The organism is Caballeronia sp. SL1002, assembly GCF_057814995.1.
Genome location: NZ_JBYMUW010000003.1, coordinates 15,595 through 34,215, shown reverse-complemented (window position 1 = coordinate 34,215; position 18,621 = coordinate 15,595). Strand labels below are relative to the sequence as shown.

The following is an 18,621-nucleotide window of genomic DNA, read 5'->3' as shown; positions in this document are numbered from 1 at the left end:
AGCGCGGTGCGCGCTGTATGTGCGGGTCGACGCGCGGTTGCAGCGCGAGCGGATAAGGGAGTGCTTCTATTGCTGAGACGACACGAATGACGGACCGACATGGAATGATCCTCGGATATGATGGATTGAAAGAGTTGCGTCGAATTTGACCCCACATCGACATTCGTCTGGACTTTGTTGCTGACGTAGGTGAACCGGCAAACGAGGTCAGTTGTCCACTTCACGGTCGATATCGCGGCGTGGAGGGCCGGTCGACGCGATCCGTCAATGTGCGTGCCGAGCATTCCTGCCAATTCGGCCTGGGAGAATTGTGTAAAATTTCGACTGCCATTCCATCCCCTTAACTGGGTATGAAACTGCGTCATTTCGGGAGTCGGAGGCTTCTGTGCCCGAGTCGGCTCTGTCTGATGTCATCAATCTGATCTATGCCGCAGCGACCGGCGATGGGGCGGCATGGGACGATGTTGCCCCACGCTTATGCACGCTTTTTGGCGCGCAGCGGGTCGGTCTGGTGCTGCCGGAGGCCCCAGGCAGGCTCCGACAGGTCCTGGGCGGCGGGGACGACGAGTTCGCCGTCTCGTACGCCGCGTACTATCACCGGATCGATCCGTATCGCCAGTCGGCCGAACAACACTTTCGCGATGCGCGATTGCCCCGGCTCAATGTGGTCCTGGACGAAGAAATCGTGCCGTACAGCACCCTGAACAAATCCGAGTACTTCGCCGATTACGCACGGCCGGCCGGATTTCGTTACCTGCTCGGAGGCTTGCCGGGCGCGGAGTCGTTCGCGCCCATAGGCTTTTCGCGCGATGCGAGCAGCGGCCCCTTCGATGACGCCGACAAGCGCCGGTTACTGACACTGTTGCCCCATTTGCAGCGTGCGCTTCAGTTGGAAAAGCGGCTCGCGGTTGCCGACCGGACGCACCTCGGTTCCGGCGCGCTGGACGCACTCGCGATTGCGGTCGTGCTAGTGGACGGCGCGATGCGAATCCTGCACGCGAACGCCGCAGCGAGCAGATTGATGGAAGGCAGCCGATGCGGCCTCGCGATGCTCGGCTCGGGGCCATACCCCGGCGTCGGTGACATCCGTGTGCTAGCGCGCCATCCGGAGGATCAATCGACGCTGGTCAGACTCGTCGCCGACGCCACCGCTGGCGGCTCGGGCGGTGCATTCAGATTGCGGACCACGCGCGACGAACCCGCGCAAAACGCGCAGTTGGCTGTGCTCGTCTCGCCTGCCGTGAATCATTTGTGTTCCCGTCCGACCGACCGCTTCGGCGTAACACCTGGCGCGGCGATGCTGGTGGTTCGCCAATTGAACCGCGCGTGGTTACCGCCGCCGAGCCTGATGAGCGAACTCTACGGCCTGACCAAAGCAGAAGCGGAAGTCGCTTTGCGCTTTAGCGGCGGCGCGACCGCCGAAGACGTTGCTCGACACCGACAAGTCTCCCTCGACACGGTCCGCACGCAGGTAAAGACCATCCTCCGCAAAACGAATGCTGCAAGCCTGCGCGATCTTGAGCGAATCATTGCGATCAGCTCGGCCATGCTGCCTGCGGCGTCGTAAGCCTGTTCACGGCGCGCAACGCGCATTTCATAGCCGACCAAAATTTCCCCGACGAGGTCATGGACAGCCGCCAATGAACGACAGCCCGCAGCGCTCCCCGGATCAAGGCGATGGATCACGACCGGTCTCGCGTTCGCTCGCGGCATTCGGCCGCTGGCTAGACCGAATCGATCCGGGTACGCACCGCCGCATCAAAGGGCTTCGGCTCGTCACGGCGTACGGCAGCGCGGCCGCAATGGGAGCGTTGCAGGATATCGCTCATCACGTCCCGGGTAGCATCCCGCTCAGCTACCTTGCTGGAAGCTTCGCGCTGTGGGCAAGCGTGTCCGAGGGAAAATCGACACGAGCCGAGTCAGCCCGCGATCTCACGTTACTGAGCTTTTCTGCGGGCTTAGGTGCGCTTCTGTTCGTGGTTCTGTCCGAGCCGCTGCGCTCGACCGGTCGGGCAGGCCCGGAAATGGTTTTGGTGACGGGCGCGTTTCTAGTCGGCTATCTCAAACGATTCGGCGTGCTGGGTGCCGGCATCGGATCGCAGATTTATATCGGCGAGTTGCTCGCCTACGGCGCTCGTTTGACTCCGGACGACGTGGTGGCGATCGCGATCGCCACACTGATCGCGACACTGGCGTCGGTCGTGCCGCGGATGCTCAGCGGACCCGCCGAGCGGCCTGTCACGCCGGCCGTGCTCGCGGCCGGGCCACAAGTCGTTCCGGGCAAATACTCGCCCGAGATATGCATGGGAGTGCAGGCGGCGATCGGCGCGCTGGTCATCGTCGTTCTGAACGGTCTGGTAGGGCTTGAGGAATCCGCCTGGGCGATCACTGCGTGCACCTACGTCGTCGCTGGTTCGGCGACCGGCACGGTAGACCGGGTGCGTCGCCGGATAATCGGCACGCTGATTGGCGTTCCGCTCGGGCTCGCCTGTTTGCCGATCGCCGAACACGCACCGCTGCTGATCTGGGCCGCGGCCGCAATCGCCATGGTCATCTATTCGATGGCGTTGCCGGAGCGTTACGACGTTGCCTGCGCGGCGTTCGCTTTCACGTTGATCGTGACGCTCGCGGCAAGCGGTGTGCATTCATATGCGCTCCTTGCTGCACGCGCCTGGGAGACGCTGCTCGGGGGCGCGCTTGGCATAGTTGCCGCGATGGTCGTTTTTCCTATTCGCACGCATGGGTCCGGGACGTGAGACCTTTCGAAGACTGTGGTCTCTTTATGACCTTATTCGATCAGGGCGGCTGCGAAGGACGCGTACGAACCGCCAAACATGTTTTCGATTGGGGCCGCTTTTTTCAGGTCGGCTTACGAATTGCAGCGCTCGAAACAGACGATTTACACCGTCGAATCGCGGCACTTCAGAGTGGATTTCTGAAGACGGACATCGTCGCGATGGCAAGGGTTTCACCGTCACGTCCATTGATTCGCCGGCCGACCGAAGGACCGCCGCCACCGGCACGATCGACGCGCGATCGTCCACTTGGCGCTGATAACAGGGGTGTCCGGCAGGTTGTGGAGGTGGACCGGCCGTTCGAATGACGCATTTGTTCAAAGGCGAGCGGCAGAAACTGGCCGGATCCGGGCTGACGACGAACGCACCGCCCGGCCCAGAAGAGCCCGTCGCGGAAAGCCATGGGGTCGCCCGTGCATTCCGCCGACATCTGCTCCACTTATGCCACAATTGCCGGCGAATCTAAAGCTAAAGGCGAAGAGCTAGGCCGCCGCCAAGGCATACCATCCGGTGGAACCATGCCCAAAGACGATGTTCAAGCGATCTTGGATACTTATTATTTCGGGGCGCTTGCGGCGGCCAAGTCCGGCTTGACTCAACATTTTCACGAGTTATCGGCGCCGTTTCTCCTGAGCGTATCTCAGGCTTACCTCGATGCGCCCGTCCGAGTCATGTTCATTGGGAAGGAAACTAACGGTTGGTGTGGCAAGCTGGGAGCCTTCTACGAGCGTCCAGACAGGATCGACATCGCTAAGGCTCGCTATGAGAATCAACACGCCCGCGGCACCGGCTCTAGTGAGTTATTGCGTCAGTGGAAGCGGTTTGCCGATGCGTTCGCTGGAGGCGATCGATCAGCTGTTTGCTGGAACAACCTAATGAAGATGGACTGGCACCGCCCGAAACGCGGCTACTCAAGGACCTCAATCGGGCATTCCCCTCATTTGTTTAATTTTTCGGTAGCAACCGTCAAGTTCGAAATCGAATTGCTTAAGCCAGATCTAATCATCTTCGGTAGCGGCCACACGTACGATCGCGCCTTGAAAGCTGTGCTCCCGGAGCGTCAGACTGTGAAGGTCGAGCCAAGGGCTCTTTGGCACTTCCGGTCGAATGGAATCGAGTGTTTTAGGACATTCCACCCCGGTGCGCGGGATAAAGACGTGAAAGAGTGCTACCGGAAGATTGTTGACGCCGCTTCGAATGCGTTTGAGGAGCGCCTACCGCAGAAAGCTTCGCCATAAACTACCTTGTCTCAACATTCTTTCGCGCGGCCGTGCGACGTGTCAGCCGCTGTGTTGACGACAGAACGCGGCCCAGTGTGGCCTCCTCGTGCTCACGCGTCTTCTAATCGCTTGAACAACTCTTTGTGTTGTCGGTAGATAGCGTTTTGACGCGACCGATAGTCACCTTCCGAATATCCCTTCGCTCCGCGTGCAGGCTTGCCGGCCGTATTACACTGGGCTTGTTGCCTCTGAACAAGCCTTATTCGAACACGCTGCTTCATAATCCATGCGAGGTGGTGGCGGGCGTATCGTCGATTGTCCGCGATTCGTGGTTCCGTGTCGAATGACCGCTCATGGCCGCTTGCCGAAGCCCACAGTTCAAACGCTGGTCGAGCGCTGCGCTCGCGCGGTGAGCTTCCTTACGCGACCCGTTCGACAAGTTGAGATGGAACGTCAACTCGCTGCGCTTTTTTCTGTGCACTCAATCCGCAATGCCTGGGGCGCCCGGAGCCCACTCGACCGCACCCTCACTGCGCCCCAACTTGCCATCGCAGAATCGGGTGCGTCCCACCTGTGGGCATCGCCCAGACGCCCGACGGGCTGAAGTCCCAAGTCGAACCAAAACTGGACGCAGCGCTCATTTGCGCGGTCGTTAATCCGTTTGCCGCCGGCACCGGCGTGCCGCTGAAAGTACCGTTAGCCGTCGTAGCCTTCTGCACATCCCAGTACACATTGTTCGCAATCGTCCCACTGTTGCTGTTGGCAACTCCCCCTAAGAATTCTGGAAGCTGCAACCCACTAAGGCGCGTCGCAGCAAAGGATTCGCTGATGGTGCCGTCGTTCCGGGATGCTATGCCCCCCACAAAAATGCCAACAACACTGCCGGTCGCATAAGACTGAGTAATCGTCCCGTTGTTATCTCCTACGAGACCCGCAGGCGCCGAGCGAGCGCCGCCACCTGCGAATCCGGTTGCGAAGGATTGGACGATCGACCCGTTGTTTTGTGCAACGAGGCCACCGGAATAGTCGTCGGCGTCGACCCCTGCGCTACTCGACGAGCGCTCGATGACCCCATCATTTCGGACGACGAGCCCACCCACCCGCCCGACAGAGGACTTTCCTGCGGAGCCCGAGGTGTACGAGTTACTGATGAGCCCCCTGTTTTCGCCAGCGAGGATGGCTACCTCAGGATTGCCCACCACAGAGAGATCCGCGTCTTCTACGCCGAGGTTGCGCACCACACCATTCGTTCCGATCGAGTTAAAAAGCGCAACGTAGGTCTGTGAGTCGTAAGTGTCGTAGACGGTCATGCCACGTATCACGCGGCCCATGCCGTCGAACTGTCCTGAGAAAGCGGCATTTGTTGCACCACCAATCCCGCCGAAATCACCCGAACCTGACAGGTCTATGTCTTTCCCCAATGCGTAGGTGCCCAATAAATTGTTCGATAGGTTCTCGAGATCAGCGCGTGAATTGACGAGTTGATAAGCTGTGACTTGCGACAGCAGACCGCTAAACGGCGCTGCAACCCACGCAGCATTGCGCTTCACCGTACCTGCCTTGTAGGTGCCATTCGAGTCGTATAGCGCTGCAACCACACCGGTCCCGTGCGACCAGTCAACAGTACCGCGATTGATGACGCTGCCATGGATGTCCGCGCCGGTCGAGTCGCCTCGCAGCGTGAGATCGCCTGCCCCGACGTTTGCGATGGTCGCGCCTGAACCAACGAAGACCGTGCGTTGCGCATTCAGCGTCAGTGACGCACCGCCCGTCCACCGCAAATTAGACAAGACGTTGATGTCCCCACTCGCTCCAGTCGTGTCGACCGTCACCGATGTCCCAGCCGACAAGATTCTCGCCAGCACCGCGACCGCGAGCGGCCCCGCGGTATAGGCAGGCGTCGCGAGGTTCCATTGCGCAGCGTCAACGGTGACGTTGTCGAAGTGAAACGCCGCGCCATGCATGTCGAATATGCCGCCGCTTCCGTCCACGTTAGCCGCAACGATGTCGCCGTGCGCGTGAACCGTGCCACCATCAGCGACGAGCCAGATGTGCCCGTTGCGTGCGGTCGTGCCTGTCGCGTGCAATACGCTATTGCGTCCAGCAAGAGCAAAGACGTTCCCATCCGCCGCTTGCACGCTGATCTGTGCGGCTTTGATCGCGCCGGTGTTGTAGATGTTGCCGTGGCTGCCGGTCTGTACGGACAGCTGCTGGCCAGTCTCGCTATCGTGAAGCAAAACCTCACTTCCTGCAGCGAGTTCTGCTGAGCCTTTCGGCGCATTGATATCGCCGCGATTCTCGACACGGATGCGAGAGATCAAAAAGACATCGCCGCCGCTCGAACTGATCTTGCCGAGGTTGAGAACAGCGCCGTTGCCGGTGCCGCTCAGTACTAAGTCGCCGCCGGTCATGAACGCGCTGGGGTCGACTGGCAGCGTGGAAGCAATAAAGCGCCCGCCCGTCAATACGACACCGGTCGTGCCGAGCACGATACCTTGCGGATTGATTAGGTAGAGACTGCCCGTTGCGCTGAGTTTTCCGTCGATTATCGATTGCGCGCTTCCGGTCACGCGATTGAGAGTTGCTCCGCTTCCGTTGTCAATCGTGACGGTGTTCCCATTTCCAATCGAGAAGCGCTGCCAGTCGATTACACCCCGGGCTGAGGTCTGCTTTATTCCAACTGACGTTGACTGCGAGCTTATCGAACCCTGCCCCGACGAAAAGTGTCCGCCTTGCGGGAGCGGCCCCGCGGCTAGTGCGCTCGAAACGAGGACATTGGTGGCAGCAATCTGGATCAGCACGAAAGCGTAATGTTTAAGACCGATTCCATCGTCGCGCGGATTCAGGCAACTGATATGGTCCCGATTTGTCTTTTCGGCTGCTCTAATCGACGTTTCAATCCCTAACATTGCTCACCTCGGCGGAACACGTTATTAGAATCGACTCGGACGCCTTTTCCCGAGACCGCAATTCACTTGCGTTTCAATGTCTTATTGCGCCCCGAGTTGCCAACGCAGAATTGGATGAGTTTCGCCTGCGGGCATTACCCAAACGCCATTGGGTCCGAAATCCCACGTAGGTCCGAAGCTTGAGGCCTTGCTCATCTGGGCAGTAGTTAGACCGTTCGCGAGAGGGTATGGGCCGCCGCCAGCGTATGTTCCTTCACTCGCCGTTGTAGCCTCGACGTCCCAAAACACATTGTTGGAAATCGTTCCGCCATTGCTGACCGCGATGCCCCCTTTAACCTCTCCCAAGGAACTCACATTCAAAAGTGTGGTTGCAAAGGATTCGCTGATCGTCCCGCTATTAGAAGAAACGATGCCGCCGGCAATGGCCGCGCTGCCAGTTCTACCGGTTGAATAGGATTGCGTGATCGTACCGGTATTCGTATCAGCAATTCCGCCGCCGGACGAGCGTGATCCACCGCCGAAATTACCCGTATAGAGAGACTGGATGATCGATCCAGTGTTAAGACCGGCGATGCCTCCCGACTCGTCTTGGCTGCCCACACCAGCGCTACTTGAAGTGCGTTCAATAATGCCGTCGTTCTGAGAGACGACACCGCCCTCATAACCTACTACATAGGTATCCGATGACGAGCCGGACACGCGAACGTTCGTGATAAGGCCACGATTCAATCCCGCCACTATGCCGGAGGAGCCAATCACCGAGCCATTAACGTCTGCGTCTACTCCGAGGTTGCGCACCACGCCCGTCATGCCAATTTCACCGAACAGCCCGACCCTTTCCTGTGTGTTCTCATCTGCCGCTCGCACAATCAGACTTCGAATCGCATGGCCCATCCCGTCGAACTGCCCCGTAAATATGCCATTCGCTGCACCGCCAATACCGCTGAACGGATCCGTCGAACTGGAGAAATCCAAATCCTTACCTAGAGCGTAGATGCCGGCGAGGTTGTTCGACATATTCTTGAGATCTGCGCGTGAGTTGACCAGTTGATAGGCCGTCACCTGCGACAGCAACCCGCTAAACGGTGCGGCGACCCACGCGCTATTGCGCTTGACCGTACCCGCTGTAAAACCGCCATTGAAGTCATACAGCGCCGCAACGACACCTGTCCCGCGTGACCAGTCAATAGTGCCGCGATTGATGACGCTTCTGTGGTTGTCCGTGCCGGTCGAGTCGGCTCGCAGTGTGAGGTCGCCTGTACCCGTGTTTGCGATGGTCGCGCCTGAACCGACGGTCACGATGCGTCGAGCATTCAGCGTCACTGACGCACCGCCCGTCCATCGTAGATTGGACAGGACATTGATATCGCCACTCGCTCCGGTCGTATTGACTGTCACCGATGTCCCGCCCGATAAGATTCTCGCTAGCACCGCGACCGCGAGCGGTCCCGCGGTATAGGCCCGGGTCGTGAGTTTCCATTGTGCTGCGTCAATGGCGACGTTGTCGAAATGAAACGCCGCGCCGTGCATGTCGAATATGCCTCCGCTGCCGTCAGCGTTGGTCGCGACGATATTGCCGTGCGCGTGAACAGTGCCACCATCTGCGACGAGCCAGATGTGGCCGTCGCGTGCGCCCGCGCCTGTCGCGTGCAATACGCTGTTGCGCCCGGCGAGTGCGAAGACGTTTCCGTCTGCCGCTTGAACGCTGATCTGTGCGGCCTTGATCGCGCCGGTGTTGTAGATGTTGCCGTGGCTGCCGGTCTGCACAAAGACCTGCTGGCCGCCCGCGCTATCGTGGAGCAACACCTGACTTCCTGCCGCAAGCTCCGCTGAGCCCTTTGGGGCGTTGATGCTGCCTTGATTCTCGACACGGGTGCGCGAGATTAGAAAAACGTCACCGCCATTCGAACTGATTTTTCCAAGATTCAGAATGACACCCGATCCGGTTCCCTTGAGCGTGAGATCCCCGCCCGCCATGAACGGTCCGGGATCAACGGCCAGCGCGGAGGCAACAAAACGGCCGCCTGTCGACACAACGCCACCGGATCCGATAACAATCCCTTGTGGATTAATTAGATAGAGACTTCCGGTCGCGCTGAGTTTTCCGTCGATCAAGGAAACGCCGGAGCCAGACACACGGCCGAGCGTCGCGCCGGTTCCATTGTTAATCGCCACACTGTTACCGCTGCCGATGGAAAAGCTACTCCAGTCGATCACGCCGCGCGCCGACGTTTGCGTGACGCCAATTAAAGTGGGTTGCGTATTGATGGAGCCTTGACCGAAGGAGAAGTGACCGCCTTGGGGAAGAGGCCCTGCTGCCATTGCCCCCGAGGTGCCGACTACGACTGCGGCGATTGGTCCCAACGCAAAGACAGTTCGTTTTAGGTACGCACCACGAACGTAGCCACCCTTTCGAAACCCGCCGAATGTCGTTGACACGACAGTGCAACGGCAGTTACTAACATGCGACACTGCCCAGTCAATCGCTTCAATTGCGGACATTATTCACCCCTCGGCGGAACAGCGCAGCAGACATCGGCCTATCGCTCGATATCTTGGAAACTGTAAGCACAGGAGCGCATAGTGCGCCGAGCTTTTGTCGATCGTCAACAGCCGAGTTTAGCGGCGAACTTCCGTAGCCGGCTTTCCGCCGCTCGCACCATTGCAAAGTCAATGACAAGTTCCGAGGTGGAACAGCCATTCATCGAGCCCCGTCTGACTGGGTGTGAACACAACGCCCTTGATATCATGTACCAATGTTGTCGCCATCGCGGCGATCACCATTTGGAGGTTGGAGTTGGACACAGCTAGGGTTAAAGAAGAGGTGTGGGCACTCGCAGAAGAATTAAACGCTGCATTAGGCGCTCCACTCATAGAGCCATACCAGCAAAAGATCTCTGTTAAAAACATAAGCCTTACAGGCCCCAAAGGAGAGAGGCTTTATATCAAGCCCGCGAGCGGCCGCTACATGATTGCGCTTTCAGGCAACTCTCTCGTCGCCAGAATGGAAGCCTTTATGGAGCGCTTGACAGGCGGAAAACGCCAAGGCTACAACCACCCGCACGTGAGCCGAGAGCCCTACTGGTATGTCAACGACTACGATCAAGTTCGCGAAGCAGCCTATTTTTATGCCGACGCCACGTTGCCTCCGAATGGTGGGGAGACAGTCGATGCTATGCAAGCACCACATCGCCGACAGATCGCAGAAGTGACCGGCGAAAAAGTTCATCAACCGGTTGGGACGGCAATACCGGAGGACCCGCGAACGTTGCGCGATCCCACTGCGATTGAGGCTCGGAAAGCGAGACTTAACGACCCGCACATCGCCCCGCTAACTCAGTATGTTGTCCGATTGCGCAACCAGCACCCGAACTGGGAGTTTCCAGACTTCGACCCGCTTGACGGCGGCATCGAAGCAGAACTGCTGTTCCTTCTCGAGAAGCCGGGTCCCATGACGTCGCCGACGCACATGCGGAAAGGCTCCGGCTTCATCTCCCGCGATAACAACGATCCGACGGCGGAGGCGACATTCTGTTTCATGCGTGAAGCTCGCATCGAACGAAAACGTGTCGTACTCTGGAACATCATTCCTGGCTGGAATGGACAACGCAAGATTGCACCGGGCGAGGTCGACGCGGGTGTCAAGGAACTGCGCAACCTGCTTAAGCTTCTACCGCAGGTCCATACTGTTGTTCTCGTGGGAAACAAGGCCCAAAAAGCAGAGCCGGCCATTCACCACCTCAAACTTTGCATCCGCAAATCCGCACGCCCTGGGCCACTTGTCAAAGGATCAAACCGAGCTTTGTGGGACCGGATATCGCAGCAGTGGGCAGAAGCCGCCCTTGCTTCGACCAAGAATAGCCGACAGGCCAGTTATAAGTGAGTCCGGGCAGACGTTCGTCGGCTCGCGACCATGGCCGTCAACCTCTACACGGCTTTCGCGGAATATTGCGAACAGATCTTTGGTAAGTAGGTCCGGCGGCATTCTGAACGCGAATTACCCCATTCACATGCCGGCCGGTGGCCAAGTGACCCTCGAAAAGATGCTCACGCGAATGGCACTAACGAATGGCACAACGGACATCGAAGTGTCCGATCCACAGCGCTTGTGAAGGGCCGAAGTTGGCCGAGGCCGTGTAAAAACGCGTGTGATCACCTAGACTGAATCAACCTGCTGAATCGAGAGGCGCAGATGGGGCGATTTGTCGAAGGTGCGCAACGCAGTCAGACCACACTATTGCCAGAATGTCTCGACGACTTCATCGCTGAAGACAACCCTGTGCGGATTGTCGACGCATTCGTCGAAGAACTCGAACTGGCATCCCTGGGATTCGAAGGCACCATGCCCGCGAGCACGGGGCGACCTTCGTACCACCCCGCCGTGCTTCTCAAGATATATATCTACGGTTATCTCAATCGTGTGCAGTCGAGCCGTCGTCTGGAGCGGGAGTGTCAACGCAATGTCGAACTGATGTGGCTGACCGGCCGGCTTGCGCCAGACTTCAAGACGATTGCCGAGTTCAGGCGGAGCAATGGTGAAGGCATTCGCAACGTGTGCCGCCGCTTCGTGATGATATGCCGGGACCTGAGGCTGTTCACACAAGCGGTCGTAGCTATCGACGGCAGCAAGTTCAAGGCGATCAACAGCCGCGACAACAACTTCACGCCCAACAAGATTGCACGGCGTCAGGAACAGATCGAGCACAGCATCCAGCGTTATCTGGACGCGCTGGAGACCGCCGATCGTACTGAACCAGCCGAGGTAGAAGCGAAGACTGAACGGTTACGGGAGAAGATCGAGACGCTGCGTGAACAGATGCGCGATCTGAAACGCGCAGCGGAGCTTCTAAACGATCTGCCGGAAAAGCAGATCTCGCTGACCGACCCGGACTCACGCTCGATGATCTCTCAAGCCAAGGGTACGGGCGTGGTTGGCTATAACGTTCAGGTCGCCGTCGACGCCCGGCACCATCTCATCGTTACCCACGAAGTCACGAATATCGGCAACGACCGGACGCAGTTGAGCCCAATGGCCAAAGCAGCGCGCGACGCGATGGGCAAGAAGAAGATCAAGGCACTGGCAGACCGTGGATATTTCAGCGCACCAGAGATCAAGGCATGCGACGACGCGGGCATTGCGGCACTGGTACCCAAATCGCAAACCTCGGGTGCAAAGGCTGACGGCCGCTTCGACCGGGCCGACTTCATCTACATCGCCAGGGACGACCAGTATCTGTGCCCGGCAGGGGAACGCGCAATATACCGCTACAGCTCGTTGGAGAGTGCCAATCTGCTGAAACTGAGGACCTACTGGAGCAGTGCCTGCCCACACTGTCCGCTCAAAAAGCAGTGCACGCCAGCGCCGTATCGACGCATTCGCCGATGGGAACACGAAGCGGTACTCGACAGAATGCAACGCAGACTGGATCATCAGCTTGACGCGATGACAATACGGCGACGAACGGTCGAACACGTGTTTGGCACGCTGAAGCACTGGATGGGCTCAACCCACTTCCAGATGCGCAGGCTTGGAAACGTCTCGACTGAAATGAGCTTGCATGTGCTGGCATACAACCTCAAACGCGTCATGAAGATCCTCGGATTTGCAAAGACACTGAGAGCGATGAAGCGCGCTGGCGCGTAATCTCACGCCTGTCTGTGCTCGCTGGCGTGGCGCAATCAGTTCAATCATAGACAAAGACAACAGGAAGCCGAGAAAGAGCGGTCGCAACGGTTGCTCGACAGACTGCCGGCTCACGCGTTTTTACACGGCCTCAGCCGGTTGCCGAATTTCGCAGCGCCAACGCCGATCGCGGAAATGCGGCTGCGCAGTGGACTACCGTAGCCGACCCAAAAGCGACCTTCGGCGTAAGTCGTCGGCGACGACTGCTTTCGGAAAGATTCAGGACATCCGCGGGGCGCTTGGCAACAGAAAGTCACCGAAGTACCATCAAATCTCGCCCTTCACCGATTCGGCGCGAGGCCGTGGATCGCACGGATTATGCCTTCGGGGCGTTATCTCGTTGCTGTTCGCGTTCATTCAGCGGATTTCGAGCGCCATCGGCGTCTCCAATCTGATGACTTTCTCCACGCTTCGTTTCTTGCTCGGTGCGTGCGAGGCAGGCTCATCTTTTATCTGACGCTGTGGTTTCCTGCGGTGTATCGAGCGCGGGTTGTATCTCTCTTCATGCTGCATGATACCGGTAACATGGAAACGGGCTTGGCGGGTGATCACCGCGTGAAGTTAGAGCAGCGGCAGGCCGCCGTCAACCGGTAGCAGCCCCGGGGAAACCCGCGCGACATCGCAATGGACGACCATCGGTCGCACGCGCATTGCGAGTACCATCTCACGGCTCGACCTCCGACGAAACCGAGGTCGGTAGGGATCGGTGGAGGCCAACGCGTTAAGCCGCAGTACGATCCACGTAGAAGCGCTGCATAAATGTCTAAATGGCAGTCACGACGAACGAGTCTTCGTTGCCCGCACAATACCCGATTGCGTCGGACGCATGTCGACCCGATTTGGCTGTGAGCGCTGACGAGCAACGAGCTGCGTCATCAAAAATCCCGATATCCGGCGGCTTGAAGCACCGATGCCATTAGCGGCGCTACGGAGCGCTCGCGGCGGCGTGGTCGTTCAGAAACCAGCCAACGCTGCCGGAACGTGGCGATCCGTCGTTATTGTTGCATCGCGTCGACGATCGCGGCTCGCCGCTTTTCGTGAACATCGCGAATCCCCGTGCTGTCAGCTAGGCCACCAGATAACCGCCGTCGACCGGTACGATAGCCCCCGTCATGAAGGCCGCTGCCGGGGAACACAGGAAAGCGACGACATCGGCGACGTCCTCGGGACGGCCCCAGCGCTTCATCGGCGTACGTTCCAGGATTGCCTGCGAGCGGCTCTCGTCAGACACCAACGCCTGCGTGAGAGGCGTCGCGATCCAGCCGGGCGCGACTGCATTCACGCGGATGCCCTGCGCTGCATAGGCGATCGCGAGCGACTTCGTCAGTTGCGCAATGCCACCTTTGCTCGCGCTGTAGCCCGGCACGAGGCCACCGCCAAAGTAGGCCAGCATCGAGGCGGTATTGACGATCACGCCGCCCGCCGCCTCCAGCTTCTGGCGCGCGGCGGCGCAGACCCGCATTGTCCCGCCCAGGTTCACCGCGATCACCCGTTCGAACATCTCGATCTCGAGCTCCTCGCCGCGCCGGATCATTCCGGCGCAGTTGACAAGGATGTCTATTGCTTGCGCCTCGCCGACGAACGACGCCACGCTGGCTTCGTCGCTGACATCGAGCGCGACAACTTTCACCCGCGCGCCAAGCGTTTGCCGCTGCTCATCGGTCGGTGCGATGCCGCCCGCGATCACCTGCGCGCCGAGCGAGGCGAGCCGTTGCGCGATGGCCGCCCCGATACCCTGGGTGCCGCCGGTGACAAGGGCGGTCTTGCCTTTGAACAAATCAGTCAGGAAAGTCATATCGGTCAGGAAAAGTCGGAAACAGGAACAGCGGAGACGGCGGTTTCGCCATCCTCGATTCGGCTGCGCACGACGAACATGTAGACGAGAGCCGCTCCGAACGCGACGGCCGCACTGATGAGAAACGCGTTCACAAACGAGTGAGTCCGGTCTACGACGATCCCCGTCACGAATGGAGCAAACGATCCGCCGAAGTATCCGCCGAAGTTCTGAATGCTCGCAAGCGACGCCACCATGTGCCGTGGCGCGGCCACTGTCGCGAGCGCCCAGCACGCGCCGCTCGCCATGTTGACGAAGTACATCGCGGCACAAAGGTAAATCATTGCGAGTGTCAGGTTTGGGGTGAATGCGGCAGGCACGGTGAAGAGCGCAGCGCCGAGGAGCCCGACGCAGATTGGCCACTTGCGGCTGCGCATCGGCGCCATGCCGCGCGCCATCAGGCCATCGGCGACGAAGCCGCTCGAGAGCATGCCGATCGTACCGAACAGGTACGGGATGGAGACGAGCCACCCGGTGCTCGCAATCGAAAGATGCCGCTCGTGCTCAAGGTATGCGGGCAGCCATGTGAGATAGAGCCACACCATGTAGATCACGCCCATGTTGCCAAAGATCATGCCCCACGTCGTCGACTTGCTGAATAGGTTGCGCCATTCGCGCATCGTCATGCGGCGCTCGGCGCGTTGCTCGCCTTCACCCTCGCTGAGAAAAGCAATCTCGCTACGTTCGAGCGGGACCTTCCGGCGGTCTCGATAGACGAGATACCATCCGATCGACACTGCAATCCCAAACGCGCCCATGATGATAAACATCGTGCGCCAGCCGAACGTCAACAGGAGCACGGTTAATACAGGCGGGGCAAGCGCCGGTCCGATTGTCGACGAAGTGATGAAGATGCCGGTCGGCCGTCCGCGCTCATGTACGCCGAACCATTCGCTGACGACTTTCGCGCCGGCCGGAAAATTCGGCGATTCCCCGAGACCGAGCGCGACGCGCGCGACGAGAAACTGCGGAAGGCTCGTCACGAGGCCGCCGCACAATTGCGCGGCGGACCAGACGAACATGCCAAGGCCAAGCATCACGCGAGCGCCGAAGCGATCGAGCAGCATACCGATGGGCAACTGCGAGAACGCGTAGGCGAATGAGAAGGCGGAAAGCAGCAAGCCCATCTGCGATGCGGAAAGGCCGAGTTCCTGGCTCACGGAATGATTTGCGATCGACAGCGTACTTCGATCCAGATAATTGACGATGCCCGCAATCGTCAGCATTGCGATGGCGATCACCTGAATACGCTTCAGGCGCGGTGACTTCACATGCATGGTGTCTCCTACAATGCTCTTGTAAGCTGGGGGAACGCGGCCTACTGAATTACCGGATGAACTGATCGACGTATTCCTCGCCGAGTCCGACGCTCGCGAAGTGCTTGCGGCACATGTCGACTTTCGTAAAGACGTCCTCATAGCCGGTGTAGTTGCCATACGGATCGCAATAGAACATCACGCCGTTGACCTGAAAGTAAGTGATCATCTCTTCCACGTCTTCGGGTACGTAGAGCGTGTGGGTTTCACCGGGCGGCTCGAATACGTAGCTGCCTTCGGTCGCTTCCCAGTCGTGCTCCAGATAGCGCCAGCGGCCCTTGAGCACCATGCCATGCACCGCCTGCGGATGGCGGTGGCGGCTCAGCACGCCGGACTTTCGCACGCGCAGCAGGTTCATCCAGTAGCCGGTCGATACGTTCAGGCACAGCGGCCTAAACCAAACGTTCTCGGCTTGCGGCACCCACAGGCGCTCGTCTTCGGGTATCGCCGACGGCACGACGATCTCCTTCGCTGCTTCTTTCGGAAACGGCAATTGATAGGGCGTCATTGCGTTCGCGGAAGGGTTCGATCCGGCCATGCGTTGTCTCCTTGTGATTAATGGCGAGTGCGACCTTGCAACTGTCGCGAAGGTCGCGGCTCGTTAGCGCGGCTCGTTACAGCGCCTTGACCTTGCCGATCGAGGCCCGCGAATACGGGCCGAGCACGGGGCCATCGCCTGCGACTGTCGTGCGACGAAACACGCGGCGGTACTTGCTCATGTCGTAGGCTTCGGCCTTGTGAAGCATCGTGCGGTTGTCCCAGACAACCAGGTCACCCTTCTCCCATTCGTGGAAGTAAGTGAACTGCGGCTGCGCGATGTGTTCAACTAGCGTTCTGTGCAACGCCTGGCCTTCTTCGAGCGGCAGTCCGCTGACTTCGTTGCCGGCATTCGCCGTGAAGTACAGCGAGCGCTCATAGTTACGGTCCGGATGCACGCGCACGAGCGGCTGGCTCACCGGGGGCACCGACTCCTTCTCATGCTTCGTCACCGGCGGTAGTTCGGGGAAAAGGCGCCGACCGAATTCATATGTGTGGACCATGTGCAGCGGTTCGATCTGGTCCTTCAGAGCATCGGGCAACGCGGCGTACGCCGTAATCATGTTCGAGAATCCCGTGCGTCCACCTGGTGCGCCCTTTGGCATCACCTCGATCCCGTACAGCAGCGACACATAGGCCGGGACGTACCGATAAGAACTGTCGGTATGCCAGCGTGCGTTGACCTTCTGGAAGATCACGCGGAAGTCCGTCTCCGGCAGGCTCTGACCGTCCGCAGAAACGTTTGCCACGTGATAGACAGTCGCCGCCGATACCGTCTTGTCCTCCTCCGGAAAGTCTTCCAGCGGTCCCCACTGTTTCGAGAACGCGATCTGTTGCCCCTCGCTCAGCGACTGGCTGCGAAAACACAGCACGCCGTATTGACCGATCGCGTGCTTGAGTTCCGCGATGATTTCGCCGCTTACAGGCGTCGAGAGATCGAGGCCCGTCACTTCCGCGCCCAACGCGTCTCCCAAGGGCGAAATCATGTACTGACTGGTTGCTGCTTGCTCCATCGTCCCCTCCAAAATGGTCGCTTTAAATTCTGGCATGCCACTGGCATGCCAGTACGGAGACGATAGTAAGGGTGATGTTTGCGTGCGGCAACTGCGAGATAACCCTTAGATGGAATCCGAGCCGAAGCGCCTCAGTCGGGCTGGTGGGGATGCGGCAGCGTGGCCTGAGCGAACGCGACGAGATGGTCAATCAGCGCGTTGGAAGACTGGCCTGCCAGCGCAGGATCGCCCGATGCGATTGCTTCGACGAGATCGGCGTGGATCGGGCCGATCTCCGCAAGGGCCTTGCGTTCATCGTGGTGATAAAACCAGAAACGACGCGACACGGTATGCAGTGTCGATGCGAGCGCTGCCGCCGTGCTGTTGCGCGCGGCCTTGGCTAGCAACAGGTTCAGTTCGGCATCGAGGCGCAAGAACTCGCGGGTGTCGTGGTCGGCGATTGCCTTGCGCGTCATCGCGAGATTGCCCGCAAAAGCTTCCCGCTCCGCAGCTGTTGAGCGACTTGCGGCTGCGGAACTTAGCAGCCGGTCTAGTTCACGTCGGGTTTCGAGCACTTCGAACTGGCGTCGTACGTCGATGGTCGTCACCACGACACCGCGCCGCGGAATGATCTCGACGAGATATTCCCGCGCGAGCCGCTGCAGCGCTTCGCGGATCGGCGTCGTGCCGATGCCAAGCTGCCGGCTCAGGATCGATTCGGACACCAGCGAGCCGGGCGCAAGCTCAAGCGTCACGATCATTTCCTCTAGCCGCCGGTACGCTTCCTGGTTGAGCGTGGTGCTGCCGGGAATCGGCTGCTCAGAAACGGCTGCGGTCTCATTCGGGTCCTTCAGGCGCTGCACGGCACGGATCTCCGGAGGTTGGGAAGTTACGTACCCTATAGCTTACCCGACCGTAGGTTCTGACCGGAATTCACTGGTCCGTCGAAGGCATGTTTCAATTGACAGCGCGTCAGCATTCGATCGGGCACCCACCCTCAAGCACTCGTTCGACTCTGACGATAGTCAGATCGCTGACCATAACCTGGGCCGTTTTACGCCTGTCATTATCCACGTGCGAATTCAGACGGCGATGCCGACGATTAATTCCGAATGGAGCGTCTCCACCGTCCCGGGAGCATGCCGAACAGCTACGCCTAAGTGGATCAGACCTTCGAACGTAAGCGTCCAGCGTGGTGCAAAGACGGATGATGGCCGCTTCCTGTTTGTCACCACCGTCGAAACCCGACCCCCTTCCGTCATCCGTTGCTCGGTTAGTGCGACGGCCGCTATCAGCGGCACAGCGGCCTTCCGTGCCGTCATGCCGACCGCCTGG

12 protein-coding genes and 1 pseudogene are annotated in these 18,621 nt (G+C 59.3%); 6 read left to right on the top strand and 7 right to left on the bottom strand.

The annotated features are described in order from the left end of the window. Positions 1-385 precede the first annotated feature (385 nt). The 3 genes from AC3D25_RS17610 to AC3D25_RS17600 all read left to right on the top strand — a co-directional run bounded on the left by AC3D25_RS17610 (position 386) and on the right by AC3D25_RS17600 (position 4,033). Positions 386-1,567 (top strand): helix-turn-helix transcriptional regulator, encoded by a 1,182-nt coding sequence (locus AC3D25_RS17610; RefSeq protein WP_488889760.1) that lies wholly within the window; start codon positions 386-388, stop codon positions 1,565-1,567. 73 nt (positions 1,568-1,640) lie between these two features. Next, positions 1,641-2,756, top strand: coding sequence for an FUSC family protein (locus AC3D25_RS17605; protein ID WP_488889759.1), 1,116 nt, complete (start codon positions 1,641-1,643; stop codon positions 2,754-2,756). 452 nt (positions 2,757-3,208) lie between these two features. Continuing rightward, complete coding sequence (locus tag AC3D25_RS17600; RefSeq protein ID WP_488889758.1) at positions 3,209-4,033, top strand: hypothetical protein; 825 nt, start codon at positions 3,209-3,211, stop codon at positions 4,031-4,033. 509 nt (positions 4,034-4,542) lie between these two features. Here AC3D25_RS17600 and AC3D25_RS17595 read toward each other — a convergent pair. Together AC3D25_RS17595 and AC3D25_RS17590 are read right to left on the bottom strand one after the other, a co-directional pair. Continuing rightward, on the bottom strand, positions 4,543-6,924 hold the full coding sequence (locus AC3D25_RS17595) for a two-partner secretion domain-containing protein (RefSeq protein ID WP_488889757.1): 2,382 nt from the start codon (positions 6,922-6,924) through the stop codon (positions 4,543-4,545). A gap of 81 nt (positions 6,925-7,005) precedes the next feature. Then, entirely contained in the window at positions 7,006-9,426 is a 2,421-nt protein-coding gene (locus AC3D25_RS17590) for a filamentous hemagglutinin N-terminal domain-containing protein (protein WP_488889756.1), read from the bottom strand. A gap of 223 nt (positions 9,427-9,649) precedes the next feature. Between AC3D25_RS17590 and AC3D25_RS17585 the strand changes: the two genes are divergently transcribed. The 3 genes and pseudogenes from AC3D25_RS17585 to AC3D25_RS17575 all read left to right on the top strand — a co-directional run. After that, a complete protein-coding gene (locus AC3D25_RS17585; protein WP_488889755.1) occupies positions 9,650-10,807 on the top strand; it encodes a uracil-DNA glycosylase in 1,158 nt (385 codons plus the stop codon). Positions 10,808-11,116: 309 nt separating this feature from the next. After that, positions 11,117-12,568, top strand: coding sequence for an IS1182 family transposase (locus AC3D25_RS17580; RefSeq protein ID WP_488889754.1), 1,452 nt, complete (start codon positions 11,117-11,119; stop codon positions 12,566-12,568). 297 nt (positions 12,569-12,865) lie between these two features. Further along, positions 12,866-13,114, top strand: a pseudogene (locus tag AC3D25_RS17575) (MFS transporter); the annotation flags it as partial. Between the two features lie 559 nt (positions 13,115-13,673). Here AC3D25_RS17575 and AC3D25_RS17570 read toward each other — a convergent pair. From AC3D25_RS17570 to AC3D25_RS17550, 5 genes are all read right to left on the bottom strand, one after another. Further along, positions 13,674-14,402: an SDR family NAD(P)-dependent oxidoreductase gene (locus AC3D25_RS17570; protein ID WP_488889753.1), complete on the bottom strand. Its 729-nt coding sequence runs from the start codon at positions 14,400-14,402 to the stop codon at positions 13,674-13,676. Between the two features lie 5 nt (positions 14,403-14,407). Then, positions 14,408-15,718, bottom strand: coding sequence for an MFS transporter (locus AC3D25_RS17565; RefSeq protein WP_488889752.1), 1,311 nt, complete (start codon positions 15,716-15,718; stop codon positions 14,408-14,410). Between the two features lie 49 nt (positions 15,719-15,767). Next, positions 15,768-16,295, bottom strand: a complete 528-nt coding sequence (locus AC3D25_RS17560) for a 2,4'-dihydroxyacetophenone dioxygenase family protein (protein WP_488889751.1) — start codon at positions 16,293-16,295, stop codon at positions 15,768-15,770. 76 nt (positions 16,296-16,371) lie between these two features. Next, a complete protein-coding gene (locus AC3D25_RS17555) occupies positions 16,372-17,307 on the bottom strand; it encodes a TauD/TfdA dioxygenase family protein (protein WP_488886695.1) in 936 nt (311 codons plus the stop codon). A 131-nt stretch (positions 17,308-17,438) separates the two neighbouring features. Next, positions 17,439-18,149, bottom strand: coding sequence for a GntR family transcriptional regulator (locus AC3D25_RS17550; RefSeq protein ID WP_488886694.1), 711 nt, complete (start codon positions 18,147-18,149; stop codon positions 17,439-17,441). Positions 18,150-18,621 lie beyond the last annotated feature (472 nt).